Source organism: Aquabacterium sp., from assembly GCF_035476535.1.
Lineage (GTDB): Bacteria > Pseudomonadota > Gammaproteobacteria > Burkholderiales > Burkholderiaceae_C > Pseudaquabacterium.
Genome location: NZ_DATILJ010000027.1, coordinates 1 through 13407, shown reverse-complemented (window position 1 = coordinate 13407; position 13407 = coordinate 1). Strand labels below are relative to the sequence as shown.

13 protein-coding genes and 1 pseudogene are annotated in these 13407 nt (G+C 69.5%); 8 read left to right on the top strand and 6 right to left on the bottom strand.

The genetic code is table 11. From position 1 onward, the window contains the following. The 4 genes and pseudogenes from VLK61_RS03370 to VLK61_RS03355 form a co-directional block, all read left to right on the top strand. Positions 1-166 (top strand): annotated as a pseudogene (locus VLK61_RS03370) (ABC transporter ATP-binding protein); the annotation flags it as partial. Continuing rightward, complete coding sequence (locus tag VLK61_RS03365) at positions 156-1820, top strand: AMP-binding protein (RefSeq protein ID WP_325418294.1); 1665 nt, start codon at positions 156-158, stop codon at positions 1818-1820. The pseudogene VLK61_RS03370 and the gene VLK61_RS03365, both read left to right, overlap by 11 nt. A 99-nt stretch (positions 1821-1919) precedes the next feature. Then, positions 1920-2708: an SDR family NAD(P)-dependent oxidoreductase gene (locus tag VLK61_RS03360; protein ID WP_325418292.1), complete on the top strand. Its 789-nt coding sequence runs from the start codon at positions 1920-1922 to the stop codon at positions 2706-2708. Positions 2709-3340: 632 nt separating this feature from the next. Then, positions 3341-4534 (top strand): acyl-CoA dehydrogenase family protein, encoded by a 1194-nt coding sequence (locus VLK61_RS03355; RefSeq protein ID WP_325418290.1) that lies wholly within the window; start codon positions 3341-3343, stop codon positions 4532-4534. A gap of 21 nt (positions 4535-4555) precedes the next feature. Here the strand turns inward: VLK61_RS03355 and VLK61_RS03350 are convergent, their stop codons facing one another. Together VLK61_RS03350 and VLK61_RS03345 are read right to left on the bottom strand one after the other, a co-directional pair. Beyond that, entirely contained in the window at positions 4556-5284 is a 729-nt protein-coding gene (locus VLK61_RS03350) for an alpha/beta fold hydrolase (protein WP_325418288.1), read from the bottom strand. Positions 5285-5335: 51 nt separating this feature from the next. Continuing rightward, positions 5336-6361, bottom strand: a complete 1026-nt coding sequence (locus tag VLK61_RS03345) for a helix-turn-helix transcriptional regulator (protein ID WP_325418286.1) — start codon at positions 6359-6361, stop codon at positions 5336-5338. Between the two features lie 297 nt (positions 6362-6658). On the opposite strand from VLK61_RS03345, the gene VLK61_RS03340 reads away from it, so the two are divergent. The 3 genes from VLK61_RS03340 (at position 6659) to VLK61_RS03330 (ending at position 9804) form a co-directional block, all read left to right on the top strand. Continuing rightward, the gene (locus tag VLK61_RS03340) at positions 6659-7606 is read left to right on the top strand and encodes an alpha/beta fold hydrolase (protein WP_325418284.1); all 948 of its coding nucleotides are present in this window, start codon (positions 6659-6661) and stop codon (positions 7604-7606) included. Between the two features lie 166 nt (positions 7607-7772). Further along, the gene (locus VLK61_RS03335; protein ID WP_325418282.1) at positions 7773-9095 is read left to right on the top strand and encodes a C4-dicarboxylate transporter DctA; all 1323 of its coding nucleotides are present in this window, start codon (positions 7773-7775) and stop codon (positions 9093-9095) included. Between the two features lie 16 nt (positions 9096-9111). After that, positions 9112-9804, top strand: a complete 693-nt coding sequence (locus tag VLK61_RS03330; protein WP_325418280.1) for a GntR family transcriptional regulator — start codon at positions 9112-9114, stop codon at positions 9802-9804. A 39-nt stretch (positions 9805-9843) separates the two neighbouring features. Here VLK61_RS03330 and VLK61_RS03325 read toward each other — a convergent pair whose 3' ends face one another. Genes VLK61_RS03325 through VLK61_RS03310 form a run of 4 tightly spaced genes read right to left on the bottom strand, consistent with a single transcriptional unit; the run spans position 9844 to position 12918 of the window. Continuing rightward, entirely contained in the window at positions 9844-10053 is a 210-nt protein-coding gene (locus VLK61_RS03325) for a hypothetical protein (protein WP_325418278.1), read from the bottom strand. Positions 10054-10064: 11 nt separating this feature from the next. Then, positions 10065-11021, bottom strand: a complete 957-nt coding sequence (locus VLK61_RS03320; RefSeq protein ID WP_325418276.1) for an MBL fold metallo-hydrolase — start codon at positions 11019-11021, stop codon at positions 10065-10067. Between the two features lie 38 nt (positions 11022-11059). After that, on the bottom strand, positions 11060-11260 hold the full coding sequence (locus tag VLK61_RS03315; protein ID WP_325418274.1) for a DUF2783 domain-containing protein: 201 nt from the start codon (positions 11258-11260) through the stop codon (positions 11060-11062). Then, positions 11257-12918: an FAD-dependent monooxygenase gene (locus VLK61_RS03310; RefSeq protein ID WP_325418272.1), complete on the bottom strand. Its 1662-nt coding sequence runs from the start codon at positions 12916-12918 to the stop codon at positions 11257-11259. The genes VLK61_RS03315 and VLK61_RS03310 overlap by 4 nt, the downstream gene beginning before the upstream one ends. A 208-nt stretch (positions 12919-13126) precedes the next feature. On the opposite strand from VLK61_RS03310, the gene VLK61_RS03305 reads away from it, so the two are divergent. Then, the coding region (locus tag VLK61_RS03305) for a VOC family protein (protein WP_325418270.1) at positions 13127-13407 on the top strand (281 nt) is incomplete at its 3' end.

The window sequence follows — 13407 nt, the reverse complement described above, 5'->3', positions numbered from 1 at the left end:
GGCGATCCTGCTGGTCGAGCAGAACGCGCGTGCCGCGCTCGACAGCTCGGACCTCGGCTACGTGCTGGAGACTGGCGAGGTGGCGCTCAGCGGCGCGTCCAGCGCGCTGGCCAGCGACCCGCGTGTGCAGGCCACCTACCTCGGTGGAGGCACCGATGACGACTGATGCCGCGCCATTGACGCCCTGGCAGCCGCTGCCGCCGCGCGAGCGCACGCTGCCGGCCTTGCTGGCGCATGCCGCCCGGAATTTCGGCGAGCGGCCGCTGCTCGGCGTCGCGGGCGTGGCGTGGTCGCATCGCCAGGCGGCCGAGGCAGCAGCCCGACGCGCCACGGCGCTGCGCGTGGCCGGCGTGGCGCGCGGCGAACGTGTGCTGCTGATGTGCGCCAACCACATCGAGTTCATCGAAGGCTTTCTCGGCTGCGGCTGGCTGGGTGCCGTGTCGGTGCCGATCAACACCGCCTCGATGGCGCCGCAGATCGACTACTTCCTGGCCAACAGCGGCGCGGTGCTGCTGGTCATCGACGCCGCTTTCGTCGAGCGCCTGGCCGGCGTCGACTTCTCGCGCAGCGCGCTGCGGGCGATCTGGGTCGTCGGCGACGCGTCCGATGTCGAGACGACTTTGGGCGGCGTGCGCTGCAGGGCCTGGCCGGAAGCCGGCGATGCGACCGAGGCCGCAGTGGTGCTGCCCGGCGATCCGCTGGCGATTCTCTACACCTCGGGCACCACCGGGCCGGCCAAGGGCGTGATCTGCCCGCATGCGCAGTACCACGGCTGGGGTGCCAACAGCGCGCGTGTGCTCGGCGTGAGCGCCGACGACGTGCTTTGCACTACTCTGCCGCTGTTCCACATCAACGCGCTGAACACGCTGGCGCAGGCGCTGCTCAGCGGCGGCCGGGTGGTGTTCGAGCCGCGCTTTTCGGCCTCGGGCTTCTGGCCCGCGATGTGTGCGGCCGAGGCCACCGTGGTCTACCTGCTGGGCGCGATGGTGCCGATGCTGCTGGCGCAGCCGCCCGGTCCGCTGGAGCGGGCGCACCGCGTGCGCATCGGCCTGGGCCCCGGCGTGCCGGCGGCAGCAGGCGAGGCCTTCGAGGCGCGCACCGGCGTGATGCTGCTCGAAGGTTATGGGTCGACCGAGACCAACTTCGTGATCGCGACCCGCGCCGCCGCAGCCGCCGACCCGTCGCGCCGCGGCGTGACCGACAACACGCCGCGCCGCGGCGTGACCGACAACACACCACGTCGCGGCGTGATGGGCTGGCTGCAGCCCGGCTTCGAAGCGCGTGTTGTCGACGAGCAGGACATCGAGCTGCCGCCCGGCGAGGCCGGTGAACTGCTGCTGCGCGCCGACGAGCCCTTCGCTTTCGCCAGCGGCTACTTCGGCATGCCGGAGCAGACGGTGGAGGCCTGGCGCAACCTGTGGTTCCACACCGGCGACCGCGTGGTGCGTGAGGCCGATGGTGCTTTCCGCTTCATCGACCGCATCAAGGATGCGATCCGCCGGCGCGGCGAGAACATTTCGTCCTACGAGGTGGAGCAGGTGCTGCAAAGCCACCCGGCGGTGGCCGCCGTGGCGGTGTACCCGGTGCGCTCGGCGCTGGCCGAGGACGAGGTCATGGCCGCGCTGGTGCTGCGCCAGGGCCAGCAGCTTGAGCCGGCCGAGCTGGCGCTGTATTGCCAGCCGCGGCTGCCGTACTTCGCGATCCCGCGCTACATCGAGATCCTGGATGCGCTGCCGCGCACCGAGAACGGCAAGCTGCAGAAGTACAAGCTGCGCGAGCGCGGCGTGACCGGCACGACCTGGCAGCGGCAGGGGCGCTGAACGCGGCGCTTGCCAGGGCCGCCGTCGTCGGTCAAAATACTTTATGTCTAAACTATTTAGATCGCCTTCGACGCCGCGCGTCGAAGCGGCTGCAAGCGCATGAACACCTCTCCCACCCGCCAGCCGCTGCAGGGGCGGCATGCCGTGGTCACCGGTGCCGCGCGCGGCATCGGTGCGTCGATTGCCCGCCTGCTGGCCGCCGAGGGCGCCAGCGTCACGCTGCTCGGCCGCCGGCGCGAGGCCTTGCAGCAACTGGCCGATGAACTGCCGGGCGGCCCGCACGGCGTGGTGCTGGCCGATGTCGCCGACGAAGCGCAGGTGCAGGCTGCCTTTGCCGAAGCCCGCGCGGCACGCGGTGCGGTGGCCATCCTCGTCAACAACGCCGGCCAGGCCGAGAGCGCGCCCTTCGCGAAGACCTCACTCGCGTTGTGGCAGCGCATGCTGGCCGTCAACCTCACCGGCAGCTTCCTGTGCGCGCAGGCGGCATTGCCGGACATGCTGAAGGCCGGCCAGGGCCGCATCGTCAACATCGCCAGCACGGCGGGCCAGAAGGGCTATGCCTATGTCAGTGCCTACACGGCGGCCAAGCATGGCGTGATCGGGCTGACGCGTTCGCTGGCGCTGGAACTGGCGGCCAAGGGCGTGACGGTGAATGCGGTCTGCCCCGGCTACACCGAAACCGACATCCTGCGCGACAGCATCGCGCGTGTGGTGGCCAAGACCGGCCGCAGCGAGGACCAGGCCCGCGCCGAGTTCGCTGCCGGCAACCCGCAGCAGCGCATCGTGCAGCCCGTGCAGGTGGCCGATGCAGTGCGCTGGTTGTGCGGTGATGCTGCGGCGGCGATCACCGGGCAGTCGATATCGGTGTCGGGTGGCGAGGTGACATGAGGTTGGGTGGCTTGGTTGGGGCTTCTTCCTGGTTCGGAGTACTGGAGAGTTGCCGGGATTCCGCCCCGGCGGGCGGGTCACTTTCTTCTGGTGGCCCAGAAGAAAGTAACCAAAGAAGAGGGCCTGAAAACCAAACGTTCATTTGTGCCTCCGTCACTCCAGCACGGAGGCACAATTGTGAATACGCCCCTGGCATTCTTAATACCCCGAACCGTCGGTCACCAGATTGGCAGTGACAACACGCTGGCATCCGAAAGCGTGCGTGCCTCTGGACGAATGGGCGCAAGGCGCCCGGCGAGCCGTGAAAGCGGTGCCCCGCTTTCGAATGCCAGGGCGTGATATGTGCCAATCTGGTGACCGACGGTTCGGGGTATTGAGAGTGCCACTGGGGTGCCGCCAGTGGCGCTACAGGACTGCGCGTGCGGAGGCACGGATGGACGTTCAGGTGCTTTCTTTGCTTCCTTTCTTTGCACCAGCAAAGAAAGGGAGTCGGCCGCCGGGACGAAATCCCGGCCACTCTCCAGCACTCAGTCATCAATAGACGGCTCTCAGCCCCCCCACTCAACGACCGCTCAAGGCCAAAGAGCCGACTCAGATCGGCACACAAACCTCGAAGCAACGGAGAACCCGACATGTCCGACGACAGCTACCTCGCCTGGCCCTTCTTCGAAGACCGGCACCGCATCCTGGCGCAGCAGCTCGACACCTGGGCAGCCGCTCACATTCCGCATCAGCATGGTCCGGATGTCGACGCCGAGTGCCGCGCGCTGGTGCGTTCGCTGGGTGATGCCGGCTGGCTGCGCCATGCGGTCGGCGGCACGGCCTTCGGCGGCGCGGCCGAGGTCATCGACACGCGGGCGATCTGCATCGTGCGCGAGACGCTGGCCCGCCACTCGGGCCTGGCCGACTTCGCGTTCGCGATGCAGGGCCTGGGCTCGGGCGCAATCAGCCTGGCCGGCACACCGGCCCAGCAGCAGCGCTACCTGACGCAGGTGGCCAGCGGCGACGCCATCGCGGCCTTTGCACTGTCCGAGCCGCAAGCCGGATCGGACGTCGCGGCAATGGCCTGCGCCGCGCGGGCCGATGGCGACCACGTGGTGCTGGACGGCCAGAAGACCTGGATCTCCAACGGCGGCATCGCCGACCTCTACGTGGTGTTCGCGCGTGACGTCACGCCGGGAAGCGCAGCGCCCGCCGGCGAAGCAGCCGGTTCCCGCGGCATCTCGGCCTACATCGTCGAGGCCGGCACGCCGGGCTTCGAGATCGCCGAGCGCATCGAGGTGATCGCGCCGCATCCGCTCGCGCGGCTGCGCTTCAGCGGCTGCCGCATCCCGCTGTCGCAGCGCATCGGCGCCGCCGGCGAAGGCTTCAAAGTGGCGATGCGCACGCTGGATGTGTTTCGCACCTCGGTGGCGGCCGCGGCACTGGGCTTCGCGCGGCGCGCGCTGGATGAGGCGCTGCAGCGCGCCACCACCCGCAAGATGTTCAAGCAGACGCTGGCCGACTTCCAGCTGACGCAGGCCAAGCTGGCGCAGATGGCGACCACCATCGACAGTGCCGCGCTGCTGACCTACCGCGCCGCCTGGCAGCGCGACCTGGGCCGCAACGTCACCAAGGAAGCCGCGATGGCCAAGATGGCGGCCACCGAAGGTGCTCAGCAGGTGATCGACGCCGCGCTGCAGATGTGGGGCGGGATGGGCGTCGTCAGCGAGCAGCCGGTGGAGCGCCTGTACCGCGAGATCCGCGCGCTGCGCATCTACGAAGGCGCGACCGAGGTGCAGCAGTTGATCATCGCCCGCGAGCTGTTGAAGGCGCTGCGCGGCTGAACGTTGTGCCAGAGGGCGGACTCAGGCGAGTTTCATCAACTCCTGGGCCAGTTCGGCAGGCATGTCCACCATCACGTCGTGGCTGCAGGGCATCTTGTGCACGCGCCAGCCCGGCTGCCCTGCGACCTTGGCCGCGAAGTAGCGGAAGGGGCTGGGGTCCCAGCCGTCGGCCAGGATGTACAGCCGCTCCTTGACCGCCGCGCCGGCACCGGTCAGCAGCACGGGCATCTCGAAGGTGGCCAGCGCTTGCGGCACGCAGCGGCGTTCGACCCAGGCGCGGTTCTCCGGCTTGATGTTGAAGGCTTCCGCCGGGATCGGGGCCGTGCGGCCGCAGTGCGCCTCGAGCGCGCTGCCGCGGAAGGCGCCCAGAAACGCGGCCGACACTTCCGGCACCAGGGCCAGCGGCAGCAGGCTGTTGAGCGATTGCCCATGCTCGGGCACGAAGGCATCCAGGTAGACCAGCGATTGGATGCGCTCGGCCAAACGATCGGCCACGCCGGTGATGACCATGCCGCCGTAGGAGTGGCCGCAGAGGATCACGTTCGAGAGTTCTTCGGCCTCGATGCAGCCGCAGACATCGCGGATGTGCGTCTCCAGCGTGATGTTCTCGCCGGCCTGGTGGGCCCGCTCGCCGACGCCGGTGTGCGTGGGCGTGAACACGTCGTGGCCGGCAGCGCGCAGCGCGCGGGCGGTGTCGCGGTAGCACCATCCGCCGTGCCAGGCGCCGTGAACGAGAACGAAAGTGGCCATGGCATGTCTCCTGTGGGTTGTTCAGATCGGGGACCGAAGGGTCGTGACGGTTCACGGGTTCGGCGTCATCAGCATACGCGTCAGCTCGACGCGGTTGCCGACATCGAATTTGGTGAACACCTTGCGCAGGTGGCTGCGCACGGTCCAGTAGCTGATGCCCAGCGCGGCGGCGATCTGATCGTCGCTGCGGCCGGCGGCGAGCTGCAGGCAGATCTGCGCTTCGCGCGGCGTCAGGCCGAAGCTGCGTTCCAGGCCCTGCGCCGCGCCGGTGGATGAGAGCACCGGCACCAGCTGCACCAAGCGGGTGGCGCTGTCGTCGGCGCGTGCGACGCACAGCGTGAACTCGTCCCAGGCCGATGGCCGGCCGGCCAGCGCAACGCGGTGGATGCGGCTGCACAAGTCGTCGGCATCGGCCGCGCAGAGATCGCGCAGCAGCCGTTCGGCGGCCGGGTTGGCCGGCTGCACGCCGCGCTGGGGCGCATCGGCGAAGCAGGGCCAGGCGCAGTGCTCGGTGGCCGCCGCATCGAGCCCGCCGCCGGGCGCGGCCAGTTCGCCGAAGCTCAGCATCGCGTTCAGCAGGTAGGGGCGCAGCAGGTCCAGCAAGGCCACCTCGTGGGCGCCCAGCGGCGGGCGGCCGGGGCCGCGCCAGAGGCGCAGGTCGCCGACGTTGTGCGTGCCCTGGTAGAGGTACAGGTCGATGCCGTCGACGGTCTTGAACGGCAGCAGGAACTCGCCGTAGTAGCGCGTGCGCATCAGCTCCTGCCGCGGCACGATGGCGTGGATCAGCGTCGGCTCGCGGCGCAGGCGCGCCTTCGGTGAGATCGGGTCGTCGAACTGGAACTGCTGCACGTACTGCTGCGCCATCTCGCGCCCGCGCCCGACGCAGACCGCATCCTCGAAGGCCCGGCGCTCGGGGTTCCAGCGCGTGCTGCCGATGAAGTCGGCCTGGAACAGGCCGGCCAGGTCCTCGGCCAGGCCAGCGTCGGCCAGCAGGCCGCCGGGGCGCGGCGGGCGGCACAGGCGCTGCGTCACGCGCATCAGCTGCCGCGATTCGTCGATCGTCAAGCTACCCGGCATGGTGCTGGCCTCTTGTTCCTGTGCGTCACGTGTCCCATGCATCGCGCATGCCAACCCACCCGCGCGAAGGTGCCACGAATGCCGCGTGTTGTCCATCGCAGACCTCTGCGAGGTTGAAGTCCCGATGGGCAGAACATGCTGCCGAACGCAGACTGCGCTGGCCAGAGCAGGAGGTGTTGTGTGGACCGCAGAGAAGTGCTGAGTTGGGCCGTGAAGGCCGCGTTGGCCGGCCCGATGAGTGGGCTGATGAGCGGCTGCAGCAGCAGTGACAGTGACGACAGCCAAGGAGATTCGCCGATGTTGAAATTCACCAGCGCCACCACCACCGACGGCGTGCGCCTGAACGTGGTCGAGACCGGCAACCCACAGGGACCGGCCATCGTGTTCGTGCACGGTATCTCGCAATCCTGGCTGTCGTGGATCGCGCTGCTGGCCGATGCTGGACTGCGCGCGAAGTACCGGCTCATCGCCTTCGATCTGCGCGGTCATGGCGCATCGCAGGGCTCGCAAGTGGCGGTGGACGGCGAGGGCCGGCCCTTCGCGGCGCTGCCGGATGCGGCCTACAACGACGGGCATGCCGGCCGCACCGCCGCGCTGTGGGCCGGCGACCTGCTGGCGGTGATCAGCGGCCTGGGGCTGTCGTCGCCGACGGTGGTCGGCTGGTCCTACGGCGGCGCGGTGCTGCTGGACACCATCGGCATCCAGGCCGGGCTGGGCGCCATCGGCAAGGCCGTGGTGCTGGCCAGCTCGCCGGTGCTGCTGCCGCCCGGTACCGCCGACGGCGGCGCCGACACGGTGTTCAGCGGCGCGACCTTCGGTGCGCTGGTGGCGACCACGCCGGTCAACCCCTTCACCGGCCAGGCCAATGCGCATGGCGGCATCGCGGCCGGCCTGAGTGATTTTGTCGAGCTGTGCTACCAGGACGAACTCGGCCGCGCCGCGCCGGCCGCGGCCCGCGTGCAGGCCAGCATCGGCTTCAACCTGTTCACGCCGGCTGCCGTGCGCCAGGCCATCATCGGGCGGGCCTTCGACTACCGCGCGACGCTGCAGGCGCTGAGCGCCGCGGAGAAGGCCCGCATGCGCGTCATCGTGCCGCTGGGAGACAAGGTGCTGCAGCCGGCGAACACGCGCGCCTACTGGGCTGCCACCGGCCTGACGGTCGACACCATCGCCGGCGAGGGGCATCTGTACCACGATCGCAATGCCGCTGACTTTGCGCGTCAGCTGGCGCTGTTCGCCGGCTGAAATCGGGAAGAGGGGCCAAGCGCGGAAGCGGGCACTGGCCGTGGCGGCGGGCGACCGGTCGGCTTTGCCGACCGGGAAAACCCGCTGTGCCACGGCTCTTCTTTTGCCTACATTGCTTGCATACAAGCTTGTGAGTTACAGGCTTGTGCAACCGTTGGAGGACTCCATGCCCCGTTTTCTGCGTTCCTTGTTCGGCCAGGTGATGCTGGCCTTGCTGGTCGGCGTGCTGATCGGCTTCCTGTGGCCGGACTCCGCGGTGAAGCTCAAACCGCTGGGCGACGGTTTCATCAAGCTGATCAAGATGATCATTCCGGTGCTGGTGTTCTGCGTGGTGGTCCACGGCATCGCCGGCGCCGGCGACCTGAAGCGGGTGGGGCGCGTCGGCGTGAAGTCGCTGGTGTACTTCGAACTCGTCACCAGCGTGGCCTTGATGCTGGGCCTGCTGCTGGCGTTCTGGTTCGAGCCCGGCGTGGGCATGAACGTCGACCCGAAGGCGCTGGACGCCAAGGCCATGAGCGCTTATGCCGACAATGCCGGCAAGCTCACCTCCGGCGGCACGGTGGAGTTCCTGCTCAAGCTGATCCCTGGCAGCGTGGTCGGCGCCTTCGCGACGGGTGATGTACTGCAGGTGCTGTTGTTCGCGGTGCTGTTCGGCTGCGCTCTGGCGATGCTGGGCGAACGCGGTGCGCCGGTGGCGTCCTTCATCGACACGCTGTCGCAGGTGCTGTTCAAGACCATGGGCATCATCATCAAGGTGGCGCCGCTGGGGGTGCTGGGCGCCATCGCCTTCACCGTCGGCAAGTACGGCCTCGGCTCGCTGAAGCAGCTGGGCATGCTGGTGGTGCTGTTCTACGCCGCCGTGGCCATTTTCATCTTCGGCGTGCTGGGCCTGATCATGCGCATGGCCGGCTTCTCGCTGCTGAAGCTGCTGAAGTACTTGCGCGAGGAACTCGCGGTGGTGTTCGCCACGACCTCCAGCGACAGCGTGCTGCCGCAGGTGATGGCCAAGCTGCGCCGCATGGGCATCCGCGATTCCACCGTGGGCCTGGTGATCCCCACCGGCTACTCGTTCAACCTGGATGCCTTCTCGATCTACATCACGCTGGCCGCGGTGTTCATCGCGCAGGCCACCAACACGCCGATCTCGACCACCGATCTGCTGACCATCCTGGCCATCTCGCTGGTCACCAGCAAGGGCGCACATGGTGTGCCGGGCTCGGCCATCGTGGTGCTGGCGGCCACCTTGCAGGCCATCCCGGCGATCCCGGCCATCGGCCTGGTGCTGGTCTTGTCGGTCGACTGGTTCATGGGCATTGCCCGCGCGCTGGGCAACCTGATCGGCAACTGCGTCGCCACGGTCGTGATCGCGGCCTGGGAAGGCGACATCGACCGTGAACGGGCGCATGCGGTGCTCGATGGCCGGGTCACTGATCCGATCGACATCGAGCCGGCGCACGAGGCGCCCGCGCTGAGCCCGGCCAAGGCCTGATAGGCTACACGGCACGATGGCCTCACAAACCGAAATCGCCCAGCGCGTGGTCGAAGCGATCCTGGCGCAGAAACTCAAGCCCGGCGAACGGCTGGGCGAGCAGGAGCTGGGCGATCATTTCGGCGTCAGCCGCACGCTGGTGCGCGAGGCCTTGATGCAGTTGCAGGCGCGCGGTTTCGTCGAAGTGCGCTCACGCAAGGGCTGGTATGTGGTGGAGCCCTCGGTCGAGCAGGCGCGGGATGCCTTCGCGGCCCGGCGCGCGGTGGAGATCGGCATGCTGCGGCAAAGCGAAGGCCGGCCGCTGCAGCAGGCGATCAAGCGCTTGAAGGCGCATGTCAGCGACGAGAAGCGCGCTGTCGACGGGGCGGATGCCGCGACACGGGCCTTCGTGCTGGCCGACTTCCACGTCTGCCTGGCCGAATGCCTGGGCCACCAGCTGCTGGCCGACATGCTGCGCGACCTCACCGCGCGCACCACGCTGGTGTCCACGCTGTACCAGAGCACGCACGATGCGCGCGAATCCTGCGCCGACCACGGCCGCATCGTCGCCGCGCTCGAAAAAGGCGACCTGCCGCGTGCCGAGGCGCTGATGCTGGCGCACATCGGCAGCGTGGAGGCGGCGCTGGGCGAATCGATTGCCGACCAGGTCGATGCGCGTGAGCGCCTGCGCTCGACCCTGGCGCCGCTGGCCGCGCGTTCTGACCGTTAGGGATGGGTCACGGCACCCCGGCAGGGCGGCCAGTTGGCTTCAGCGCCGCTTGGCCGCAAACAGCTGGCTGATGCAGCGCGGGCCGGGCGGCAGGCTGCGGGGCCAGTCGGCCTGTGCCGACGGCAGACCTGTGCGCTGCGGCACGGCAGCGTCGGCAGCGCGTGTCGGCAGCAGGCAGGAGGCCGCCAGCACGCTGCTGAGGGCCAGGACGGCGCGCAAGCTGCGCGCGGCTATCGACAGATTCGGCATGGTGATGTCCTTCATCCGTGCAACTCGGCCCACAGCGCGCGGTCGCGCGCCTCGGTCCAGATGCTGGGTTCGCCGCCGGCTTCCTGCTCTTCGATCGCGCGGCAGACGTCGAAGGGCAACACATGCTGGAACACCGGCCACTCGCCGTACAGCGGCGCCATGGCGGCCAGCGTGGTTTCGTAGATTCCGCGCCGGTTCAGGCCGCGCGCGCGGCCCTGTTCGACGCTGCGCCACACGGCATCCAGGAAGCCGCGCGTCGCGGCGATGGCGCCCAGCGCGTCGGCCGGGCTCAGCAGCGGCGCGCCGCGGCCGGGCAGTAGCACGCGCGGCGCCAGCGCCTCCAGCTTGCTCAAGGTCTGCGACCACTCGCGCAGGTAGCCATCGCCGGCGTACACCGCGCAGCGGTTCTCCACCAGGTCGCCGGCGAACAGCACGCGCTGCTGCGGCAGCCAGGCCACCGAGTCGCCGCGTGAATGGCCGCGGCCGATGTGCATCAGTTGCACGTCGAAGCCGCCCATCGCCACCGTCAGTTCATCGTCGAACACCAGGTCGGGGCGGGTCAGGCCGGGAATCTCGTGGTGGTCCTGGAACAGGCGCGGGAAGCGGCCGAACTCGCTGTCGTAGTCGGCCTGGCCGCGCTCTTCTATCCATTGCCGCGTGCCGCTGCTGGCGATCAGCGTCGGCCGCGGCTCGAAGGCCGCGGTGCCGAGCACGCGCACCGCGTGGTAATGCGTCAGGAAGATCTGGCGCACCGGTTTGTAGGTGACGCTTTGAATAGCCGTTATCAGCTCGCGGCCCAGCCGGGGCGTGGCACGGGTATCGATGACCAGCACGCCATGCTCGCCGACGACGAAGCCGCAGTTCGGGTCGTGGTCGCTGACGAAGCCGTAGACGGCGGGCGCCAGTTCGACCAGGCGGGCGATCTGCTCGCGGTCGTCGGCGGCGGAGGCAAAGCTGGCGTGGCTCATGGGTCGGGTTCTCTTGGTGTGCTTGGGAATTGGCGGGGTCAGCGCAAGGCGGCGCGCGCCGCCGCCAGGCAGGCCTGCAGCACGGCCGGGTCACCGACCTGGTTGGCCAGCAGCAGCACCAGCTGGCTGTCGAGCAGCGTGCTGTCGGCATCGCTCAGGCCCTGGTGCGCGGCCAGCAGCGCTTCGTAAAAGCCGTCGGCGTCGGCGAGCTTCGAGGTGGACAGGTCGATGGTGTTCATGGGGCCGGGCGGTAGAAGGTGGCGCGCGCCGCCTGCAGCAGCGCTGCGGGCGTGGCATCGGGCAGGGTCGCGGCCAGGTGGCTGTCGGGGCGGATCAGCGCTACGCCGCCGGGCGGGCAGCCGGTCTGGGCGGCCAGCAGGCCTTGCGGGTCGTCGAAATCTTCGCCCTGGGTCAGCACGCGCACCGGCAGGCCTGCGGCCTGCAGCGCCGCGGCCAGCGTGGGCCGGCCGGGGCTGAAGACGAAGGCCAGCGCGGAGGCGCCGGCTTCGCGCAGCAGGTCGACCAGCGTGCAGGCCTGGCCATGGCGCGTCAATGGCACGTTAGGAACGGCCTTGCCGGCCAGGGCGCCGGCGTCGCTAGCGAAGCCCGACGAGCCGACGTGGCTGCGGAAAGCCGGCAAGCCGCCGTAGTGATGCGGCGCGCACAGCCGGCCGGTGTTGAGCAGGCTGCGCGCAAAGGCATGTTCGCGTGCCAGGTTCAGCACCGCGCGCCGCAGCCGGAACTCTGCTGCAGAGCGCGGCTGCAGAAAGCGGCCGGAGCGGCCGGTGATGCGGATGTTCTCCTCGGCGGCGCGGTGGCGCTCGTCGTGGTAGCTGTCCAATAGCGTCGCATCGGCGCGGCCGCCGAGCACCAGCGCCAGCTTCCAGCCCAGGTTGTCGGCGTCCTGGATGCCGGAGTTGCCACCGCGGGCGCCGAAGGGGCTCTTGGCATGCGCGGCGTCGCCGATGAACAGCAGCCGGCCATGGCGGAAGCGTTCCATCAGCATCGTGCGGTAGGCATAGGGGCCGACCCAGACCAGCTCGAAGGCCACGTCGGCGCCGAGCATGCGCGCCACGCGTTCGCGCGCTACCTCGGGGCGGCTGACTTCGGCGGGGTCGGCGTCGGGCGCCATCTGGAAGTCCAGGCGCCAGACATCGTCGGCCATCAGGTGCTGCCAGACCGCGCGGTTCTGGTTGAACGGCGCCTCGATCCAGGTCCAGCGCTGGTTCAGCGGCTGGCGCTGGAAGCGCACGTCGGTGATGCACCAGCGGTCCTGGCCACGCTCGGTGTGTTCGGGCAGTTGCAGCAGGCTGCGCAGGCTGCTGTTGACGCCGTCGGCGGCCACCACCCAGTCGGCCTGCAGCGTGTACTCGCCCTCGGGCGTGGCCACGGTCAGCGCCACATGGTCCGCGTGGTTCGTCGCGCCGACCACGCGGTTGCGCCAGCGCAAGTCGGTCAGGCCGAGTTCGGCGATGCGGTCGACCAGGTACCACTCCAGGTAGAACTGCTGCAGGTTGATGAAGGGCGGCTGCGCCGACACGCTCTGCGGCTGGTAGTCGTATTCGTACAGCACCTCGTCGCCGGCCAGGATCTTGCCGGCCGACCAGGTCACGCCCTTGGCCGCTAGGCGTTCGTAGAGGCCCAGCCGGGCCATGATCTCCAGCGTGCGCTGCACGTAGACGATGCCGCGGCTGGAGGCGCCGCGCACGCCGACGGTGTTGTCCTCGTCGAGCAGCACGCTGGCCACGCCGCGCGAGGCCAGGTCGGCGGCCAGCGTCAGACCGGCCAGGCCGCCGCCGACGATGACGATGGGGTAGCGCCCGGGCGCGGCGCCGACCAGCTCGGGCGGGGTGCGGAAGGCGAACTCGGGCAGGTCGTAGGTGCTGGCGGCGGTCATCGGGGCAGGGGGCGGGCGGGATGTCGAGCTTGGCGCCACGGTACGCGGGGCGGGCTGCCGGCGTCTGTCCTCCCGCGCGATGACACGGCTTCCTTGCCAGGCGCAGGCACACGCGCCACGCGCGTCGCCTGTCATCCTCCACAAGGACAGACAGCCCTGCGCCGCGGCCGAGAATTGTGGTCGACTTCACTGACCCCAGCGACGCACCATGACCGCTCCACCCGCCGTGCGCCCCGTGCAGGGCCTGCACCACTTTGCCTGGCGCTGCCGGGATGCCGAGGCCACGCGGCAGTTCTACGAAGACCTGCTCGGCCTGCCGCTGGTGCACGTGATCAGGAAGGACCACGTGCCCAGCACCGGCGAGTTCTGCCCCTACGTGCACCTGTTCTTCCGCATGGCCGACGGCGGGTGCATCGCCTTCTTCGACCTCGGCGACGACTTGGCCGCCGAGCCCAGCCCGAACACCCCCGCCTGGGTCAACCACATCGC

What these genes read in the sequence shown, in the direction of transcription:
- VLK61_RS03330 (WP_325418280.1), top strand. Translation starts at nt 9,112, where the DNA reads ATGGCCTCACAAACCGAAATCGCCCAGCGCGTGGTCGAAGCGATCCTG.
- VLK61_RS03310 (WP_325418272.1), bottom strand. Translation starts at nt 12,918, where the DNA reads ATGACCGCCGCCAGCACCTACGACCTGCCCGAGTTCGCCTTCCGCACC.
- VLK61_RS03360 (WP_325418292.1), top strand. Translation starts at nt 1,920, where the DNA reads ATGAACACCTCTCCCACCCGCCAGCCGCTGCAGGGGCGGCATGCCGTG.
- VLK61_RS03355 (WP_325418290.1), top strand. Translation starts at nt 3,341, where the DNA reads ATGTCCGACGACAGCTACCTCGCCTGGCCCTTCTTCGAAGACCGGCAC.
- VLK61_RS03325 (WP_325418278.1), bottom strand. Translation starts at nt 10,053, where the DNA reads ATGCCGAATCTGTCGATAGCCGCGCGCAGCTTGCGCGCCGTCCTGGCC.
- VLK61_RS03345 (WP_325418286.1), bottom strand. Translation starts at nt 6,361, where the DNA reads ATGCCGGGTAGCTTGACGATCGACGAATCGCGGCAGCTGATGCGCGTG.
- VLK61_RS03335 (WP_325418282.1), top strand. Translation starts at nt 7,773, where the DNA reads ATGCCCCGTTTTCTGCGTTCCTTGTTCGGCCAGGTGATGCTGGCCTTG.
- VLK61_RS03340 (WP_325418284.1), top strand. Translation starts at nt 6,659, where the DNA reads ATGTTGAAATTCACCAGCGCCACCACCACCGACGGCGTGCGCCTGAAC.
- VLK61_RS03320 (WP_325418276.1), bottom strand. Translation starts at nt 11,021, where the DNA reads ATGAGCCACGCCAGCTTTGCCTCCGCCGCCGACGACCGCGAGCAGATC.
- VLK61_RS03315 (WP_325418274.1), bottom strand. Translation starts at nt 11,260, where the DNA reads ATGAACACCATCGACCTGTCCACCTCGAAGCTCGCCGACGCCGACGGC.
- VLK61_RS03350 (WP_325418288.1), bottom strand. Translation starts at nt 5,284, where the DNA reads ATGGCCACTTTCGTTCTCGTTCACGGCGCCTGGCACGGCGGATGGTGC.
- VLK61_RS03365 (WP_325418294.1), top strand. Translation starts at nt 156, where the DNA reads ATGACGACTGATGCCGCGCCATTGACGCCCTGGCAGCCGCTGCCGCCG.